20 protein-coding genes and 2 tRNA genes are annotated in these 17,116 nt (G+C 45.6%); 14 read left to right on the top strand and 8 right to left on the bottom strand.

Annotated features, from left to right (window positions below; all coding sequences use genetic code 11):
- Positions 1–7: 7 nt before the first annotated feature.
- On the bottom strand, positions 8–151 hold the full coding sequence (locus B5444_RS07670) for a hypothetical protein (protein WP_154021750.1): 144 nt from the start codon (positions 149–151) through the stop codon (positions 8–10).
- Between the two features lie 26 nt (positions 152–177).
- Between B5444_RS07670 and B5444_RS06355 the strand changes: the two genes are divergently transcribed.
- The 9 genes from B5444_RS06355 (at position 178) to tpiA (ending at position 8,178) form a co-directional block, all read left to right on the top strand.
- A complete protein-coding gene (locus B5444_RS06355; RefSeq protein WP_231967106.1) occupies positions 178–696 on the top strand; it encodes a KdsC family phosphatase in 519 nt (172 codons plus the stop codon).
- Positions 690–1,187: an LPS export ABC transporter periplasmic protein LptC gene (gene lptC / locus B5444_RS06350; protein ID WP_079654382.1), complete on the top strand. Its 498-nt coding sequence runs from the start codon at positions 690–692 to the stop codon at positions 1,185–1,187. Before B5444_RS06355 ends, lptC begins: the two co-directional genes overlap by 7 nt.
- Positions 1,184–1,624, top strand: coding sequence for a lipopolysaccharide transport periplasmic protein LptA (gene lptA / locus B5444_RS06345; RefSeq protein ID WP_079654381.1), 441 nt, complete (start codon positions 1,184–1,186; stop codon positions 1,622–1,624). Before lptC ends, lptA begins: the two co-directional genes overlap by 4 nt.
- Positions 1,621–1,905 (top strand): HU family DNA-binding protein, encoded by a 285-nt coding sequence (locus B5444_RS06340; protein WP_079654380.1) that lies wholly within the window; start codon positions 1,621–1,623, stop codon positions 1,903–1,905. The genes lptA and B5444_RS06340 overlap by 4 nt, the downstream gene beginning before the upstream one ends.
- Positions 1,892–2,926, top strand: a complete 1,035-nt coding sequence (locus B5444_RS06335) for a geranylgeranyl reductase family protein (RefSeq protein ID WP_079654379.1) — start codon at positions 1,892–1,894, stop codon at positions 2,924–2,926. The genes B5444_RS06340 and B5444_RS06335 overlap by 14 nt, the downstream gene beginning before the upstream one ends.
- Positions 2,927–2,945: 19 nt before the next feature.
- Positions 2,946–4,529, top strand: coding sequence for a citramalate synthase (cimA, locus tag B5444_RS06330; protein WP_079654378.1), 1,584 nt, complete (start codon positions 2,946–2,948; stop codon positions 4,527–4,529).
- Positions 4,530–4,657: 128 nt separating this feature from the next.
- Positions 4,658–6,460: an aspartate--tRNA ligase gene (gene aspS, locus B5444_RS06325; RefSeq protein WP_079654377.1), complete on the top strand. Its 1,803-nt coding sequence runs from the start codon at positions 4,658–4,660 to the stop codon at positions 6,458–6,460.
- A complete protein-coding gene (galE, locus tag B5444_RS06320; RefSeq protein ID WP_079654376.1) occupies positions 6,457–7,428 on the top strand; it encodes a UDP-glucose 4-epimerase GalE in 972 nt (323 codons plus the stop codon). The genes aspS and galE overlap by 4 nt, the downstream gene beginning before the upstream one ends.
- Before the next feature lie 9 nt (positions 7,429–7,437).
- Positions 7,438–8,178 (top strand): triose-phosphate isomerase, encoded by a 741-nt coding sequence (gene tpiA, locus B5444_RS06315; RefSeq protein WP_079654375.1) that lies wholly within the window; start codon positions 7,438–7,440, stop codon positions 8,176–8,178.
- Here tpiA and B5444_RS06310 read toward each other — a convergent pair.
- A complete protein-coding gene (locus B5444_RS06310; protein WP_079654374.1) occupies positions 8,137–9,174 on the bottom strand; it encodes an LptF/LptG family permease in 1,038 nt (345 codons plus the stop codon). The genes tpiA and B5444_RS06310 overlap by 42 nt on opposite strands.
- A gap of 17 nt (positions 9,175–9,191) precedes the next feature.
- Between B5444_RS06310 and ispE the strand changes: the two genes are divergently transcribed.
- Together ispE and B5444_RS06300 are read left to right on the top strand one after the other, a co-directional pair.
- Positions 9,192–10,004 carry a 4-(cytidine 5'-diphospho)-2-C-methyl-D-erythritol kinase gene (gene ispE, locus B5444_RS06305; RefSeq protein WP_079654373.1) on the top strand — a complete coding sequence of 271 codons (813 nt, stop codon included), beginning with the start codon at positions 9,192–9,194 and terminating at the stop codon, positions 10,002–10,004.
- Positions 9,995–10,070: transfer RNA gene (locus tag B5444_RS06300), tRNA-Gln, on the top strand. The genes ispE and B5444_RS06300 overlap by 10 nt, the downstream gene beginning before the upstream one ends.
- A 6-nt stretch (positions 10,071–10,076) precedes the next feature.
- Here the strand turns inward: B5444_RS06300 and dxs are convergent.
- Complete coding sequence (dxs, locus tag B5444_RS06295; protein WP_079654372.1) at positions 10,077–11,954, bottom strand: 1-deoxy-D-xylulose-5-phosphate synthase; 1,878 nt, start codon at positions 11,952–11,954, stop codon at positions 10,077–10,079.
- A gap of 46 nt (positions 11,955–12,000) precedes the next feature.
- Between dxs and thrC the strand changes: the two genes are divergently transcribed.
- Both thrC and B5444_RS06285 read left to right on the top strand, forming a co-directional pair.
- Positions 12,001–13,233 (top strand): threonine synthase, encoded by a 1,233-nt coding sequence (gene thrC, locus B5444_RS06290; protein WP_079654371.1) that lies wholly within the window; start codon positions 12,001–12,003, stop codon positions 13,231–13,233.
- Positions 13,230–13,640, top strand: coding sequence for a TlpA family protein disulfide reductase (locus tag B5444_RS06285; protein WP_079654370.1), 411 nt, complete (start codon positions 13,230–13,232; stop codon positions 13,638–13,640). Before thrC ends, B5444_RS06285 begins: the two co-directional genes overlap by 4 nt.
- A gap of 6 nt (positions 13,641–13,646) precedes the next feature.
- Here B5444_RS06285 and B5444_RS06280 read toward each other — a convergent pair.
- From B5444_RS06280 to B5444_RS06270, 3 genes are all read right to left on the bottom strand, one after another.
- Positions 13,647–13,719: transfer RNA gene (locus B5444_RS06280), tRNA-Lys, on the bottom strand.
- Between the two features lie 30 nt (positions 13,720–13,749).
- On the bottom strand, positions 13,750–14,130 hold the full coding sequence (locus B5444_RS06275) for a RidA family protein (RefSeq protein WP_079654369.1): 381 nt from the start codon (positions 14,128–14,130) through the stop codon (positions 13,750–13,752).
- A complete protein-coding gene (locus B5444_RS06270) occupies positions 14,127–14,876 on the bottom strand; it encodes a YebC/PmpR family DNA-binding transcriptional regulator (protein ID WP_079654368.1) in 750 nt (249 codons plus the stop codon). The genes B5444_RS06275 and B5444_RS06270 overlap by 4 nt, the downstream gene beginning before the upstream one ends.
- A 16-nt stretch (positions 14,877–14,892) precedes the next feature.
- Between B5444_RS06270 and B5444_RS06265 the strand changes: the two genes are divergently transcribed.
- Complete coding sequence (locus B5444_RS06265) at positions 14,893–15,315, top strand: CoA-binding protein (RefSeq protein ID WP_079654671.1); 423 nt, start codon at positions 14,893–14,895, stop codon at positions 15,313–15,315.
- On the opposite strand, the gene proB is transcribed toward B5444_RS06265, so the two are convergent.
- Positions 15,312–16,376, bottom strand: coding sequence for a glutamate 5-kinase (proB, locus tag B5444_RS06260; protein WP_079654367.1), 1,065 nt, complete (start codon positions 16,374–16,376; stop codon positions 15,312–15,314). The genes B5444_RS06265 and proB overlap by 4 nt on opposite strands.
- Before the next feature lie 19 nt (positions 16,377–16,395).
- Positions 16,396–16,848 (bottom strand): hypothetical protein, encoded by a 453-nt coding sequence (locus tag B5444_RS06255; RefSeq protein ID WP_079654366.1) that lies wholly within the window; start codon positions 16,846–16,848, stop codon positions 16,396–16,398.
- Between the last annotated feature and the right edge of the window lie 268 nt (positions 16,849–17,116).

Here is a 17,116-nt window from a genome sequence, read left to right as displayed (position 1 = left end):
TCCGCCCTTAGACTCTCCCAACCCCAGCAGGCGGTATTTGGGAGAGCCGTAGTTCCTTGCTCTCCTCTTCACCCATAAAGTCCTTATCTGATGCTCTTAAGGAACCTTTTATGGTTTTTAGAAGACCACTTTCTACCTTTAGCTCCAACATCTTAACCTAATTATAATTTTAAGCCTGTGGTAGACCTAAGCTATAGAGCCAAGAAGATTAAGCTCTTCCTTATGGATGTTGACGGTGTTCTTACGGATGGAAAGCTCTACTACACGAAAGATGGTGAAGAGATAAAGGTTTTCCATGTAAAGGATGGACTTGCCATAAAACTTTTACAAAAGGTGGGTATACTAACAGGTGTCATATCCGGCAGGAGATCTGGGGCACTCTTACGCAGGCTTGAGGAGCTCTCAGTAGATGAAGTCCATCTTGGAGTTTTTGACAAGCTACCAGTACTTGAAGGGATATTACAAAGGAAAGGGCTGACACTTGAAGAAGTTGCTTACATAGGAGATGACTATGTGGACATACCCATACTCAGACTTGTGGGTTTTCCTATGGCAGTGGCTGACGCTCCAGACGCAGTAAAAAAGCTGTGCCTTTACACCACGAAGAGTAAGGGTGGAGAGGGTGCCGTAAGGGAAGCTGTGGAGTTCCTGCTAGAGCTAAGAGGTCAGCTGGACAGCATAATGCAAGCATGGTAAAGTATCTTCTTTTTGCACTTTCTCTCCTAGGCTTGTTTCTATTCATATCCAAAAGGATAGAGAGTTACAGTCTGCAGGTACAAAAGTTGGAAGAACAAGAGATGGGTTACATAGAGAACGTCCAGATAAAGACCTATGGGAACAAAGGTCTTGAGTGGACAATAGAAGGGGAAAAGCTCTACTTGGTGCAGGACATTCTAGTGTTTGATAAAGCTTCCCTTTACTCACAGGATTTTGTAATAAAAACCCAAAGGGCTGTACTGGACAGGCTTTCTGGACAAGGAACCTTGATAGGAGAGGTGGAATACCACTCTAAGGACACTCTTATGAGAACTGAAAATGCTCACATCGACTTAAAGGAAGGTAAGGTTTGGGGGGATGGAGAGATAACCATAGTAGAGGAGGGAAGGACCATAAAGGGCAGGGGTTATACTATTAACTTCAGACCTCTTAGTGTAGACCTCAAAAAGGCGGAGGTAAGACTAGAATGAGAATAATTCTATACGTATTTCTATTCGTAGTGTTCGCTTTAGCTCAGCAAAAGACCCCCATACTGGTGGAATCTGACCAACTTACCTACGAAAAAGACAAGCTTATCTACACAGGACATGTGAAGGTTACGAGAGGTAACGGAGTGCTTACCGCTGATAAGGTTATTGTTTTCCTCGATGAGAACAAAAAGGCCAAGTACATAGTGGCAGAGGGAAACGTACATTACGTAGAGGGCATCAGAAGAGCAAAGGCAGACAAGGCTGAATACGATTTGCAGAAGGAGATCGTCAAGCTTATAGGAAACGCCAGGGTGGAAGAGGGACAGAACTTCGTGGAAGGAGACCAGATAGTTTACTACAAAAAAGAGGACAGAGCTGTAGCTGAGGGGAAAGGCAGAAAGGTAAGAACCTTCTACATAGAAAAGGAAGGAAGATGAAAAGGGCAGACCTAATAAAGAAGCTCGCGGGAAAGTTTAACCTCTCCAGAGGAGAGGCTTCCTACATACTTGACAACTTCATAGACAGCCTAATGGAGTGTCTCGTAGAACACAAAAGATTGGAGATAAGGGGTTTTGGAACTTTCTATCTTAAGTACAGAAAAGGCAGATTTTACAAAAACCCAAAGACGGGTGTTGAGTCCTACGTAGACGGAAGGTACCTTATAGTTTTCAAGCCTTCTAAAAAGTTTTTTAAAGGATTAAAAGATGAAGAAGTTTGACTTTCTTGTAGTTGGTGGTGGACCTGCTGGCTCTACCTTTGCCTACCTGATGGCCAAGTCTGGTGCCAGCGTGCTCGTGGTGGACTTCAAGAGGAGGATAGGGACTCCGGTGCAGTGTGCCGAGTTTGTACCTTTGCAGCTAAAGTACCTTTACGAAGAGTTTTTCTCGGATGGTTCTGTAGTACAGAAGGTTAAAGACATGGTCCACTACACGCCTTGGGGTGAGGTAGTTGTAATGCCCTCTGAGGGTTTTGTTCTTGATAGAGAAGTGTTTGATTACAACATAGCACAACTTGCTCAGTCCCACGGTGCTGTTTACAGTCTCAGGACCCTCTTCTTAGATGTAGAGGACGGATACTACATCTGCCAGAATGTAGACACTAGAGAAACCTTCAAGGTGAAGGCAGACGTGCTCGTGGGTGCTGATGGAGCAAGGTCCAAAGTGGCCAAGCTATCAGGTCAGAGTGTAAGAAATTACCTCACAACAGCCCAAAGGACCTACCGATTGACTCAGCCTGTTGAAGACCTCCTTGTATTCTTCAGGGACTATATACCTGGCGGTTACGGTTGGGTGTTCCCTAAAGGAAATCTGGCTAACGTGGGTGTGGGAGTGGACGTAGACTACAAGCTAAACCCCACCAAAGTCCTAAACCTATTTGTGAATGAGCTTATGAGTCAGGGCCTTATTGAAGGAGAACCTGTGAAAGCTACAGGAGGCTGGATACCCGCCGACGGTCTTTTGGACGTGGTAAGGGAAAGGATAGCCCTTATAGGGGATGCCGGTGGCTTTTGTCATCCTATAACTGGAGGGGGTATAGCAAACGCCGTAATCTCTGGCAGCATGCTAGCACGGGCACTGTTAGAGGATAGCCTTGAAACTTACGAAGAGATGGCCAAAGATATCTTTGGAGATTCCTTAAGCAGGGCAGCAAGCAAGAGAAAGCTTTTGAAAACCTGGGAAAACCTTGAAACCCTTATACCAAAAACCTGGATAGCATTCAGGGAGTATTACGCCGATTAGGGTATATCTTTCTTAAACTATGGAGAAAGTTTACATATACGACACCACGCTCAGGGATGGATCCCAGGCAGAAGGAGTGAACTTTTCCCTGGAAGACAAGCTCCGTATAGCTCAAAAGCTGGATGAGTTTGGAGTGGATTATATAGAGGGTGGATGGCCAGGTTCCAACCCAAAGGATACCCTCTTCTTTGAAAAGATAAAGAAGATAAAGCTAAGGCATGCCAAAGTGGTAGCCTTTGGTGCTACAAGAAGGCCAGGCAAGAAGGTAAACGAGGACCCACAGGTGGAGAATCTCATAAGGTCAGGTGCTCCCGTGGTAACCATATTTGGCAAGAGTTGGGACTTTCATGTGACAGAAGCTCTCAAAACAAGCCTTGAGGAAAACCTACAGATGGTTTATGAGACCGTCAGCTACCTTAAGAATTACTTCCAAGAGGTCATATTCGACGCAGAACACTTCTTTGATGGGTACAAGAACAACCCTGAGTATGCTATGCAAGTGCTAAAGGCTGCCCTTGACGGGGGTGCTGACTGGGTAATCCTTTGTGATACCAACGGTGGGTGCCTTCCCCATGAAGTGTATGAGATAACCAAAAAGGTTCTTGAGAGCTTTCCGAGTGCAAAAGTGGGCATACATGCTCATAACGACTCAGACTGTGCCGTGGCCAATTCAGTAATGGCAGTACTGGCTGGAGCAAGACAGGTCCATGGAACCATAAACGGTATAGGAGAGAGAACTGGGAACGCCAACCTCTGCTCCATAATTCCAAACCTCCAGCTTAAGCTGGGCTTTAGGGTGGTAGGAGAAGAAAACCTAAAGAAGCTCACAGAGTTAGCAAGGTTTGTGTCAGAGCTGGCCAACATGCCCCTACCCAAGAACATGCCCTACGTAGGAGACAGTGCCTTTACTCACAAGGCGGGAGTACATGCTTCTGCAGTGCTAAAGAGGAGCGAAACATACGAACACATAGACCCATCCTTGGTAGGAAACAGGAGAAAGATAACTGTATCTGACATGGCTGGCAGGAGCAACCTCAAACACAAGCTTGAAGAGTTCGGTATAAAGGTAGATGAGAACTCGCCGGAACTACTCAAGCTAGTAGAGAAGATAAAAGAGCTTGAAAAGGAAGGCTATCATTTTGAAGCTGCAGAAGCCTCCTTGGAGCTTCTGTGTAAAAGACACTTTGGGCTCGTCAAGAACTATTTTGATTTTGATGCTTACAGAGTCCTCATAGCCAAAAGGCACACAGACGATAAACCCGTGTCAGAAGCAACCGTGAGGCTTATCGTAGAAGGTGTAAAAGAGCACACAGCAGCCTTAGGAAACGGTCCAGTTAGCGCCTTAGACAGAGCCTTACGCAAGGCTCTTGAGGAATTCTATCCCAACTTAAGGGAGGTCCATCTTATAGACTACAAGGTTAGGATAGTCAACGAATCTGAAGGGACATCCGCTAAGGTCAGAGTGCTCATAGAGTCCACAGACGGCAGAAGGAAGTGGGGAACTGTAGGAGTCTCTGAAAACATCATAGAGGCCTCCTGGATAGCTCTAACTGACAGCCTCGTTTACAAGCTTTTGAAGGATGAAGAGGAAGGCCTAACATAACGAGCTTTTATGTATAACCTGAAGGGTCTGTACTCCATAAACGTCTACATTACTGACAAATCAGGTAAGGCGCACACTGTACACTTTGACTACCTTCTACAGGAGGAGTAAGGGTAAAATAGTTGTTTATGCTAAAGGAGTTTAAGAGGACGGTATACTGCGGTCACATATCGGAGGAGCATCTAGGGAAGAAGGTAGTCCTAAACGGTTGGGTTCACAGGGTTAGAAACCACGGAGGGGTGGTATTCATAGATCTAAGGGACAGGGAAGGTATAGTCCAGGTAGTCGTTGAGGAACAGAAGAATCCAGAGGCTTACGAGATAGCAGACAGGCTAAGGAGTGAATATGTCATAGGCGTTGTAGGTACAGTTAGAAGAAGACCACCAGGCACTGAGAACCCCAACCTAAAAACAGGATACTACGAGGTTGAGGCAGAGAAAATCGCCGTCTTCAACACGAGCGATGTGCTTCCCTTCCCAGTGGATGAAGAAACTCCCGTGTCTGAAGAGGTAAAGCTCAGGTACAGGTACCTAGACCTCAGAAGGGAGAGCATGAAGGAGAACCTCCTCTTTAGACATAAGGTTTATCAGAGAGTTAGACGCTTCTTTGATGAGAAAGGCTTTATAGAGATAGAAACTCCCTTTCTGACCAAGTCCACTCCAGAAGGAGCTAGAGACTTCATAGTACCATCAAGGTTACACCCCGGCAAATTCTACGCCCTTCCCCAGTCACCCCAGCTATTTAAACAGATACTCATGGTGGCAGGTTTTGACAGGTACTTCCAGATTGTCAAGTGTCTTAGAGACGAAGACCTGAGAGCAGACAGACAGCCCGAGTTTACTCAGATAGACTTTGAGATGTCCTTTGTGGAAGAAGAAGATGTGATGCAGGTTGTGGAGGAACTCGTATGCGACCTATTCGAAAACCTATTAGGAATAAAGCTAAAAAGACCCTTTGACAGGCTCTCTTATGAGGAGGCCATGGAAAAGTATGGCTCCGACAAACCTGACAGGAGGTTTGACCTAAACCTAGTAGAACTAAGCGATATTTTCAAGAACACAGAGTTTAAAGTCTTTAGAAGTGTTCTGGAGGATGGAGGTGTCATAAAGGCCATAAATTTCAAGTCCAGCGACCTTACCAGGAGCCAGATAGACGAGCTTGTAAACTATGTACAGACCCTAGGTGCAAAAGGCTTAGCTTGGATAAAAGTAGAAGCAGACAGATTAAACTCACCCATAGTGAAGTTCTTCTCGCAGCAGGAAATAGAGGGTCTAAGACAGAGGTTAAACCTAGAGCCTAAGGATGTGGTTTTCTTTTCGGCTGGTAAAAGGGAAGAGGTCTACAGGATACTTGGAAACCTCAGGTTACACATAGCTAAAAAGTACAACCTCATAAACAACTCTGGGTTTGACGTGTTTTGGGTAGTAGACTTCCCCTTGCTAGAGTGGGATGAAGAGGAGAAAAGGTTCGTCTCTGTCCATCATCCTTTCACAGCTCCAAAGGAAGGACACGAAGAGCTTATAGACAAAGCCCTTAAAGAAGAAAACCTCGATGAGAAGAAAAGGATAATATCCCAGATAAGGTCAAGAGCATACGATTTGGTCATCAACGGCTATGAGATAGGTGGTGGATCCATCAGGATACACAGCTTGGAGCTGCAGGACAAGATATTTAAGCTGTTGGGTATTTCTGAACTTGAGGCTCAGGAGAAGTTTGGCTTCCTTCTGAACGCTCTCAGGTACGGGGCTCCACCACACGGTGGTTTCGCATTTGGTCTTGACAGGCTTGTAGCCCTCATGAGAGGACTAGACTCTATAAGGGACGTAATAGCCTTTCCCAAGACCCAGAAGGGTATATGTCTTCTTACAGGAGCACCTGATTATGTTTCTCCAAAGCAACTTAAAGAAGTACATATAAAGGTGTTGGAATGAGGGTGTTTGTAACAGGTGGTGCAGGTTACATAGGGTCACACATGGTAAAGCTCCTTGGAGAAAAGGGCTTTGAGGTGCTTACTTATGATAACCTCTCCAACGGAAGGAAAGAAGCTGTTCTCTACGGACATCTGGTTGTAGGTGACCTTCTAGACTACGAACTTCTAGAGAAGACTTTAAGAGACTTTATGCCAGACGTGGTGATGCATTTTGCAGCCAAGGTCTCCGTGGAAGAAAGTGTAAAGGAACCTATCCTGTACTACGAAAACAATTTCTGCGGCACTCTAAACCTTCTTAAGGCTGTTAAAAAGCTTGGGATTGGATATTTTATCCTGTCTTCTACAGCAGCCGTGTACGGCATTGCTCAGAAGGTACCCGTAAAGGAAGAGGACCCCACAGTACCCATAAACCCCTACGGTTGGAGCAAACTCTTCTGCGAGAGAGCTCTAATAGACCTCAGGGCCTCGGGTTATCCCATAAAGTACGCCATACTTAGATACTTCAACGTTGCAGGAGCAGATCCAGAGGGTAAGATAGGGCAGGTGAGCAAAAACCCCACTCACCTCATCCTGAGGGCTCTCAAAGCAGCAAAAGGAGAGATTCCATACCTTGAAGTTTACGGAACGGACTATCCGACAAAAGATGGAACTGCCATAAGGGACTACATACATGTCATGGACCTAGTTCAAGCACACTTGGACGTGCTCGAATACCTTATGAAAGGTGGCCAGAGCGATGTCTTCAACGTTGGTTATGGGAGGGGTTACAGCGTTCTCGAGATAGTGAAGGTTGTAAAGGAGGTTACTGGTGTTGACTTTGAAGTCAAGTACGGCCCAAGGAGAGAAGGAGATCCACCCATGCTTATAGCTGATAACAGCAAGATACTTCAGAAAACCTCTTTTAAACCAAAGTATGACGACATCTATACCATAGTCAAGACAGCTTGGGAGTGGGAAAGGAAACAGTAAAATATTCCTATGAAGCTAATTTGTGCCAACTGGAAGATGAACAAAACAACGAAGGACACGAGGGAGTACATAAACAAGTTCTTGCCCTTGGTGGAAGGGGTAAAGGACAGGGAGATAGTCCTATTTCCACCTTTCACCTCTTTATGTGTTGCAAAGGAACTCCTTGAAAACACCAATGTTAAGCTTGGAGCTCAAAACTGTCATTACGAAGATAAGGGAGCTTTTACAGGAGAAGTATCTTTGGACATGTTGGTAGACCTAGATGTTTCTTACGTCATCGTAGGACATTCTGAAAGAAGGTGGATATTCGGTGAGAGTGATGAACTCATAAACAGGAAAGTAGTAGCTTGTTTAAAAAAAGGTGTAAGGCCTATTCTTTGTGTAGGGGAGAGGTTAGAAGAAAGGGAAGCAAACCTGACCTTTAAGGTGGTGGAGACGCAGATAAGGCTTGCTTTGAGTGGAGTGGAAGAGTACGTGGACCAAATAGACATAGCCTATGAGCCTGTATGGGCCATAGGAAGTGGAAATCCAGCCACACCCGAAGATGCCCAAGTAGTTCACAGGTTTATAAAAGATCTCATACACTCCATTGCTCCTAAATCTGAAGGCAAGTTTAGGGTCCTGTACGGTGGTAGTGTAAATCCAGAGAACGCATCCGAGTTTATGAAGATGCCCGATATAGATGGGCTTTTGGTAGGTACCGCTAGTCTAAACCCTGATTCCTTTGCCAAGATTGTAAAGAGCTTTTAGACTGTACGCGGTCATAAGCAATAGCAGTAGGGGTGCATAGGCAAAGGATCCCAAGAGGCCCATGGCCAACCATACAAGTAGGGAATAACCTACTGCCAGGAAAAGCCCAAGGCTTACGCTCCTCTTTCTCAAGAATTGGTATATGACAACAGGAATCACAAGCATAGTGCTAAAGGCTGTAAAGAGCCTTTTTAGGAATTCGTAAAGGTAGAGCTGTGTGTTCATACCTAGAGTCCTGCTAAGTTTATAGAGGATAAGAATGTCCCCAAAGCTCATAAAATCAAGCTTACGACTGTAAGGCTTTGCTTCCCTTATGTCTATGACCGTCTCCTGGTATTCATCAAGCCTTTTTACCTCTTTACCATCCCAAAAACTTACATGAGAAAGCCTTACCCTGTTACCTTCCCAATGGCCCTCCTTAGCCTTCACCACCTGAACGAAACTACCTTTATCTATCCTAAAGGACAGATAGTTGGCCACATACCCCTTTTTGAGGTCAGCGTATCCCAGATTTACAAAGGTTATTCCGTCTTTCTCTATAGTGAACCAAAAGTCTTTGAGGATACCAATGTAAGTTTCTTGACTTTTCTTGTACGATTTTTCAAGCGTGTAAAGAAGTTCCTTCCTCTTTGGATAGAAGCTATCACTGAGAAGGAGGTTTATGCCTCCTATAGCTAAAGACAAAAGTAAAATACTTGCAGACATCCTAAGTGGAGATATACCAAAGCTCTGAACTAATCTGTCTATGTTTTTCAGCATCAGCCTCCTAAAGACTACAACCAAAGCAAAACTTGAGCTTATGGGAAGTAGGTAAAGAAAGGCTAGGGGCACTAGGTTCAAAGAGTACATAAAAAAGATCTTCAAAGACTTTTCCTTAAATCCTACAGAAACCTCGGCAAAAGAGTAAGCCACAGTTATACTTACAAGCACTAGATTTACAAGAACAAGCACAAGCAGGTAGTTTTTCAGAATGTATCTGTCTAATAGTTTGGACATTGGTAAAATAATAAAACATGATCTTTTTGTCTCCTGCTAAGGTAAACCTCGGACTTTGGATACTGGGGAAGCGAGACGATGGCTATCACGAGATACTGACCATAATGCAGACTGTTGACCTCTTTGACGAGATATACATAGAGGAAGGTCCCCTCTCTGTGAGCACGAACATAGGTATACCACAAGAGGAAAACTTGGTCTACAAAGCCTTGCTTCATCTTGAAAGACTGTTGGGAAAACCTATAGAGTTGAAGGTTCACATAAACAAGCGCATACCCGTGGGTAGTGGGCTGGGTGGCGGATCTTCCAACGTGGGAACGGTCCTCAGGGAGGTAAACAGGCTTCTAGGAGAGCCTCTGGACGAAGGTGCCTTGATGGAAATAGCCTCTAAGGTTTCCTCGGATGCACCCTTCTTCATAAAGGGTGGTAGTGCCGTAAGTAGCGGAAGAGGAGAGAAGATAATGCCGGTGGATCTTCCACCCTTTACCTTTACGGTTGTTTATCCAAACCAACCTGTATTTACGGCAAAGGTATACTCCCTAGTAAGGGAAGAGAACTTGACAAGCCATGTGGATGTCGATAAAATATTAAATAGACTAAGGGAAGGAGATTTTAGCTTGCTGTCCAACGAACTGGGAAGGTTAGCATGTGAAGCCTTCCCAGTAGTGGGTGAGTGCTTTAGATTTTTGGAAAGTTTGGGTTTAAGGCCTATGGTGAGTGGCTCTGGTTCCTGCGTGTTCTACGTGGGAAGGGCCACTGAAGAAGTCATGAAGGGATGCCAACTGAGAGGTTGGCAGGTGTTTGAAGTAAAGAGTTGGCCTGGGGTGTAGCTCAACTGGCAGAGCACCGGACTTTGGATCCGGGGGCTCCTGGTTCGAATCCAGGCACCCCAGCCAACCTTATCAAGCTTTACTCTTAACGGCTTCTAGGATAACCTTCTTTATACCTTCCGCATCTATACCTACTAAACTTCTGAGAAGGTTTTGATTTCCATGTTCTATAAACCTATCTGGCACTCCTAAGGTTATAACTCTCTTCTGTATACCCTTCCTGGCAAAGTACTCAAGCACTCCTGAACCAAAGCCACCCACCACCGTGTTGTCCTCAACGGTTATGAAAAGGTCGTACCTGCCTGCCAGACTATCCAAAAGCCTTTCGTCCATAGGTTTAACAAAACGCGCGTTGATAACACCCACCTTTATACCGAGCTTGTACAGGTCCTCGGAAGCCTTAAGAGCTTGATAGACTGGATAACCTACTGCCAGGACTACAACGTCCTGACCTTCCACAAGCTCTTCCCAGCTTCCTATGGGTATCTCCTTAAAGCCTTCAGTAGGAACTCCGTATGCGGGTCCCCTTGGATACCTTACAGCTATTGGGCCTGAGTGATGCATGACAGCAGTGTACAGAAGATCCCTAAGCTCCTGTTCATCTTTGGGAGCGCACACCACCATGTTGGGTATACATCTAAGGTAAGAAAGGTCAAACACTCCATGATGTGTTGGTCCGTCGTCTCCCACAAGCCCACCTCTGTCTATGGCAAACACTACGTGAAGGTTCTGAAGGGCTACATCATGTATTACTTGGTCGTAAGCTCTCTGTAGGAAGGTAGAGTAATAGCATGCCACAGGTTTTAGACCCTGGGCAGCAAGGCCTGCGGCGAAGGTGCAGGCATGCTGCTCTGCTATACCCACATCAAAGAACCTGTCCGGGAACTTTTGGCTGAACTCTACAAGACCCGAGCCTTCCCTCATGGCTGGGGTTATCACCACCAGTCTTGGCTCCATCTGGGCGAGTTCAACTATAGCCTTTGAAAACACGGAAGTCCATGTGGGTGGTGAAGGCTTCTTTATAAACTCTCCTGATTCTCTCTTGTAGGGGGCAACTCCGTGCCAGGTTACGGGGTCGTTCTCGGCAGGCTTGTAACCCTTACCCTTCTTTGTGTACACGTGAAGGAGTACTGGACCCTCAATGTGTTTGACGTTCTTCAAGGTCTGCTCTAAAGCCCTAAGATCATGACCGTTTATAGGTCCTATGTAGTTGAAGCCAAGCTCTTCGAAGATCACTCCGGGCGATATGAGGCCTTTTAGGAACTCCTCAGTAAGCTTGGCTATCCTATCTGCTGGTTTTATGTGTTCTAATAGCTTTTTAACCTTCTGCCTTGCATGTTGCACAAACTCACCGCTTATTATCCTGCTAAGGTACGTGGATATGGCTCCCACGTTGGGAGATATGGACATCTCGTTGTCGTTGAGTATGACGATGAACCTGTTAGGTCTTAGATGTCCTGCGTTGTTGAGGGCTTCGTAGGCCATACCTGCAGTCATGGCACCATCGCCTATTACGGCAACTACATAACCATCTTGACCCAAGAGGTCCATAGCTTTCCTAAAGCCCAAGGCTGCGCTTATGGATGTGGAGCTATGCCCTGCTCCAAAGGCATCGTAAAGGCTTTCTTCCCTCCTGAGAAAGCCCGATATACCGCCGTACTGTCTTAGGGTGGAGAACTTCTCCTTCCTGTCCGTGAGTATCTTCCAGGGATAAGCTTGATGCCCTATATCCCAAACTATCACATCCTTTGGGGGATCAAAGATCCTCAGAAGGGCTATGGTTAGTTCTACCACACCCAAGCTGGGCGCTACATGCCCGCCGTTCTTGGCCGTCACCTCTAGAATGTAATCCCTTACCTCTTCGGCAAGCTTTTCCAGCTCTTGATAGGACATATGTCTAAGGTCTATAGGTCCCAGGTAGTTTTTGAGGATCTCATACCTTTCCAGCATAATCTTTTAATATACGTTTGGAACCTGGAACTTATAATAATAACCTATGGCTAAGGTAAAGGCCCTTAAGTGTAGAGAGTGTGGAAAGGAATACCCTATAGAGCCCATACACGTGTGCGAGCTCTGCTTTGGACCTCTAGAAGTAGTCTACGACTACGAAGAGATAAGGAAAAACATAAGCAGAGAGAAGATAGAAAAGGGTCCAAAGAGTTTGTGGAGATACATAGATCTGCTACCTGTGGAAGAGCCCACCGTAGGTCTTACTGCAGGATTTACGCCCCTTCGCAAGGCGGAAAACTTGGGAGCTATCTTAGGGCTTAAAAACCTTTACATAAAGGACGATTCTGTAAACCATCCTACCCTGTCCTTTAAGGATAGGGTGGTAGCAGTAGCCATTTCAAAGGCCAAGGAGTTTGGATTTGATACAGTAGCATGCGCTTCTACGGGCAATCTGGCTAATTCCGTCTCCGCTCATGCAGCCCAGTCTGGTATGAACTGTTATGTCTTCATACCTGCAAACTTGGAGTCTCAGAAGATATACGGTAGCTTAGTTTTTAAACCCACGGTGGTAGCTGTAGAGGGTACCTACGACGATGTTAACAGACTTTGCTCTGAGATAGCCAACGAGCTTCCTTGGGCCTTCGTAAACATCAACGTAAGACCTTTCTATGCGGAAGGATCCAAGACCTTAGCCTTTGAGGTAGTGGAGCAGTTAGGATGGAGGGCACCAGATGCTGTGGTAGCACCTGCTGCCTCTGGTTCTTTGATCACCAAGATATGGAAAGGGCTAAAGGAGTTGGTAAAAGTAGGGCTTATAGATAGCATGAACACGAGGGTTTATGGGGCTCAGGCTGAGGGATGCTCACCCATAGCAAAAGCTTGGAAGGAAGGAAGGGATTTCATAATACCAGTAAAACCCAACACCATAGCCAAATCTATAGCCATAGGTAACCCAGCAGATGGCATGTACGCCCTTCAGGTAACTAGAGAAAGCAATGGAGACTGGGAAACAGCCACAGACGAGGAGATCATAGAGGGTATAAAGCTGCTGGCCGAGACGGAAGGTATCTTTACTGAGACAGCTGGTGGGACTACTATAGCTGTCCTCAAGAAGCTAGCTCAAAGGGGTGCTTTTAAACCAGACGAGGTGGTGGTTGTCTACATAACGGGTAATGGTTATAAGACCATGGAGGTGTTAGAAGGACATCTTCACCATACGGTGCGTATAAAGCCTACCCTGGCAGACTTTAGGGAGAAGATACTCGCGAGGGTAGATTGAAAAGGTTACTTTTACTTTTCCTGCTTATCCTTTCTTGCTTCCAAAGGTCAGGCCTTCCTAGCATAGAGGTATATACCTTAGACAATGAGAAGGTAAACCTATCTGATTACTCTCGCGGTAAGGTGCTCATCTATGTCTGGAGTAGAACTTGCTCTGGGCACTCTAGGGATCTTAAGGAACTTCCTCGTCTGGTAAGTAAATACACGGTCATCTCTTATGCCGTGGGTATGACGCCCGATGAGGTAAAGGAGAGCTACAAACAGCTCGGTATAAGACCTAACTTCCTGACATTAGTGGATCCAGCTATCAAGTTCAACGACTACTATCCTATTGTTTACCTGCCTTCCTCCTACCTGTTTGAGAACGGAAAGCTAATAAGGTCTGGACCCGGGCTTATAGTTCAATGAATGGAATGGGCTGGGCGGGAGTCGAACCCGCGACCCACGGATTAAGAGTCCGTTGCTCTGCCAGCTGAGCTACCAGCCCTAACAGAATAATAATTATAAACCAAAAGATTCAAAGATGTGCGGTTACTTCTACTTCAACGAATGCATTCAAAGGTAGTCTATCTACTCCTACTGTAGTCCTTGCTGGTTTTACCTCCACGTCCCTGAAGAACTCCTCATAGACCTCGTTTACGAGTTTAAACTGATCCAAGTCCGTTAGGTATATCACTACCCTGAGTATCTTTTCTTTGCTGGAGCCTACCTCGCTGAGTATACTCTCTACGTTCTTTAGACACTGCAAAAACTGCTCTTTGAGACCTTCTTTCAGATTACCTGTGGTAGGATCTATACCTATCTGACCCGAGAGAAAGATAAGGTCCCTGTAAACTACGGCTTGAGAGTAAGGGCCTACAGGTTTGGGAGCATTAGGCGTGTAGACTTGTCTTTTCATACCACCTGTTTTAGTATTTCCTCTGGCACGTCAAAGTTGGAAATGACCTTTTGCACGTCGTCAAGTTCGTCAAGGGCTTCCATAAGCTTTAGAAGCTTTTTAACAGTCTCTGGATCTTCAACCCTTGTAGTCACGTTCGGCTTATAGGTAAGCTCTGCGCTCTCTATAGGAACCCCCGCAGAAGCTAATCTTTCTTTAACTTCGTAAAACTCCTCTGGTTCTGTGTAAACTATGTAGTATTCTGAACCTACCTCTACGTCTTTTGCTCCTGCCTCTATGGCCTTCTCGTATAGTTCTTCCTCACTTATGGCATCCTTAGGGACCTCTATGTATCCTACCCTTTCAAACATATAGGATACGCAACCAGAGGAGCCTAGGTTGCCTCCATGCTTTGTAAACACGTGCCTAACTTCGGAGGTAGTTCTGTTACGATTGTCTGTTAAGGCAAACACCATTATGGCTACACCACCGGGTCCGTAACCTTCGTAGACTACCTCTTCATAAGATTCTCCGCTGAGCTCTCCAGCTCCTTTCTTTATAGCCCTTTCTATGGTTTCCATGGGCATGTTGACCTTTTTGGCGTTCTCTATGGCGTTTCTAAGTCTTGGGTTGTTGTCTGGGTTTGGACCTCCTTCTCTGACAGCTACCGTTATCTCCCTTATTATCTTGCTGAATATCTTACCCCTTTGGGCGTCTATCTTGGCCTTCTTGTGCTTTATCTGAGCCCAGTGGCTGTGACCTGCCATGGTTTATAATTATAGCATGGCGAGGTTTGAGCATCCACACAGAGATGAAGCTTTTGAAACTTTAAAAGATGCCAGGGTGATAGTTGTAGTAGGCATATCCGATAAGCCAGAAAGGCCTTCTTACTACGTAAGCGAGAGGCTCCTACAGAAGGCAAAAGACAAGAGGGTTTACTTTGTCAACCCCATGTACGCTGGGAAGGAAATACTGGGTATAAAGGTTCTTTCTTCCATGGATGAGGTCCCGGAATCTATAGACATAGTGAACGTTTTTAGGAACCCTTCCCAGGTGGAGCCTATTGTTCAAAAGGCTATAGAGCTTAACGCTAAATGTGTATGGTTCCAACCTGGTTCTGAGAACCTTGAGGTAATAGAAAAGTACAAAGACAGAATAAGGTTCATCTGGGATGCGTGCATAGGTGTAGAAGCGGGCTACCTCTAAAAGAAGATAACAAGCTTGTCCCTGTGTATAGCCTCTTCTTTTTGAGTGTTCAGGGCTTTTTTGACTTCTTCTCCTTTCATTCCCATTACTCTACTTAACTCCTCGGAGGAGAAGTTTACCCTGCCTTTGCCTACGAGCATACCATCCAGCAGCTTCACGCTTACGAGGTCTCCCCTTTGGAAGTATCCTTCTACCCTCTTTATACCTGCAGGAAGGAGGCTTTTACCCTCCTTTAGAGCCCTGTAAGCTCCCTCGTCTATGTACACGGCTCCCCTTGTCTCCTCCATCATGGCCATAAGACGTTTACTGTGCTTTAGGGGTTTGGTCGAAGGCTTTATGAGGGTACCCACAGCGTTGTTATTTACTACGTCCAGCAGGCTCTGGCTTTTGCCTGTTATGAAGACAGGTATACCCAGGGAACTGGCTATGGCGCTGGCACTCAGCTTGCTGTACATTCCACCACTTCCATACATGCTCTTTTCCTTCCTTATGTAGACCATGGCTTGACCTACATCCTTAATCTCTGGGATTACCATCCCTTCGTGATCAAGAAGCCCGCCCGCGGAAGAGTAGAGGACTATCAAGTTTGCCTCCATCATGAAGGCAGTGTAAACAGCTAAAAAGTCGTTGTCTCCGAAGATGAGCTCCGATATGGCCACTGTGTCGTTTTCATTGATGATGGGAACTACTGAGAGTTCTAGCATCTTCTCAAGGGTGTTTTTAGCACTCTGGAACTTTACAGGGTCCTTAAAGACATCGTTGGTCAAGAGCACTTGAGCCACAACAAGCCCGTAGTTGGAGAAGGTAGAGTCATAGATCCTCATAAGGTACGCCTGTCCTATACCAGCCAAGGCTTGTTTTGTGGTTAGATCTTCTGGCTTTTTGGAGAGACCTAGTTTTTTTATACCACACAGGACGGCACCCGAGGAAACTATGAGAACTTTGTCTCCTTGGCTTTTAAGGACTTTTACCTCTCTAGCCAGTCTGGAGATGAACTCTAAGTCTATGTCTCCTTGCTCTGTCTGTATTAGGTTGGAACCTATCTTCACTATGAGTAGCATGAGAGAGGATTATAAAACCCTAATGGTGATGATGGTGCGGAGGGAACAACATCATGACTATGAGTGTGATGAGTGACAGTAGTATGTATACCACGGGTAGCAAGCTGGCAAGGAGGTACACAATAAGCCTTTTTTCCTGTGTGAGAAGGTTTACCCTTTTCCAGAGTATGTACAGGCTCCAAAAGCCTGCTATGAAGGGGAAAGCTCTGAACACCGCAAGCCAGGGCTCTCCTCTCTTTGCCAAAGGTTCTACCCAAATTCCTAAAGAAAAGGCTTGAGAAAAGCCATTTACTAGATTGCTATAGTACTCTATAAAGAAGAACTCAAGGATATGAGAAAGGCTTCCCACTATCATCAGTGGTGCAAAGGCATAACCGAGAGTTATGAATACCCTTTTAACGTCCATCTTGAGCATGTAGGCTATAGCTTTAAAACTTACGTAAACCAAGGAAAGCACTAAGAAGATGGCCATCAGAAGGGCTATAAGGCCTGCCGTATCTACCCATCTTGGAAGTTGTAGCTTACCCTAAGCATCAGATTGGTAGCAGTAGCTACATCCTTTGTGACTTCTACTGCGTACCTCTGATCAAATTGGTATGTACGGAAGATAGTTCCCGTTGCGGGATACGTTCACAATACTTGAGCCTATCCTTACAGGCTCGCTGAACTCTTTGAACTTATAGTGTTGGAAGGAATAGCTTACACCAAGCTCAAGCCCTTCGTAAGACGGGGCTGTAGTA

Origin of the sequence: Thermocrinis minervae, from assembly GCF_900142435.1 — a bacterium.
GTDB classification, from domain to species: Bacteria; Aquificota; Aquificia; order Aquificales; family Aquificaceae; genus Thermocrinis_A; species Thermocrinis_A minervae.
This window is presented reverse-complemented; position numbering and strand designations above follow the sequence as displayed.

Excerpts from the sequence above, each read along its gene's own strand:
- dxs (WP_079654372.1), bottom strand. The coding sequence starts at position 11,954 with ATGCTGGAAAGGTATGAGATCCTCAAAAACTACCTGGGACCTATAGAC.
- B5444_RS06335 (WP_079654379.1), top strand. The coding sequence starts at position 1,892 with ATGAAGAAGTTTGACTTTCTTGTAGTTGGTGGTGGACCTGCTGGCTCT.
- B5444_RS06270 (WP_079654368.1), bottom strand. The coding sequence starts at position 14,876 with ATGGCAGGTCACAGCCACTGGGCTCAGATAAAGCACAAGAAGGCCAAG.
- aspS (WP_079654377.1), top strand. The coding sequence starts at position 4,658 with ATGCTAAAGGAGTTTAAGAGGACGGTATACTGCGGTCACATATCGGAG.
- cimA (WP_079654378.1), top strand. The coding sequence starts at position 2,946 with ATGGAGAAAGTTTACATATACGACACCACGCTCAGGGATGGATCCCAG.
- B5444_RS06275 (WP_079654369.1), bottom strand. The coding sequence starts at position 14,130 with ATGAAAAGACAAGTCTACACGCCTAATGCTCCCAAACCTGTAGGCCCT.
- lptC (WP_079654382.1), top strand. The coding sequence starts at position 690 with ATGGTAAAGTATCTTCTTTTTGCACTTTCTCTCCTAGGCTTGTTTCTA.
- tpiA (WP_079654375.1), top strand. The coding sequence starts at position 7,438 with ATGAAGCTAATTTGTGCCAACTGGAAGATGAACAAAACAACGAAGGAC.
- proB (WP_079654367.1), bottom strand. The coding sequence starts at position 16,376 with ATGCTACTCATAGTGAAGATAGGTTCCAACCTAATACAGACAGAGCAA.
- B5444_RS07670 (WP_154021750.1), bottom strand. The coding sequence starts at position 151 with ATGTTGGAGCTAAAGGTAGAAAGTGGTCTTCTAAAAACCATAAAAGGT.
- lptA (WP_079654381.1), top strand. The coding sequence starts at position 1,184 with ATGAGAATAATTCTATACGTATTTCTATTCGTAGTGTTCGCTTTAGCT.
- thrC (WP_079654371.1), top strand. The coding sequence starts at position 12,001 with ATGGCTAAGGTAAAGGCCCTTAAGTGTAGAGAGTGTGGAAAGGAATAC.
- galE (WP_079654376.1), top strand. The coding sequence starts at position 6,457 with ATGAGGGTGTTTGTAACAGGTGGTGCAGGTTACATAGGGTCACACATG.
- ispE (WP_079654373.1), top strand. The coding sequence starts at position 9,192 with ATGATCTTTTTGTCTCCTGCTAAGGTAAACCTCGGACTTTGGATACTG.
- B5444_RS06340 (WP_079654380.1), top strand. The coding sequence starts at position 1,621 with ATGAAAAGGGCAGACCTAATAAAGAAGCTCGCGGGAAAGTTTAACCTC.
- B5444_RS06310 (WP_079654374.1), bottom strand. The coding sequence starts at position 9,174 with ATGTCCAAACTATTAGACAGATACATTCTGAAAAACTACCTGCTTGTG.
- B5444_RS06265 (WP_079654671.1), top strand. The coding sequence starts at position 14,893 with ATGGCGAGGTTTGAGCATCCACACAGAGATGAAGCTTTTGAAACTTTA.
- B5444_RS06255 (WP_079654366.1), bottom strand. The coding sequence starts at position 16,848 with ATGGCCATCTTCTTAGTGCTTTCCTTGGTTTACGTAAGTTTTAAAGCT.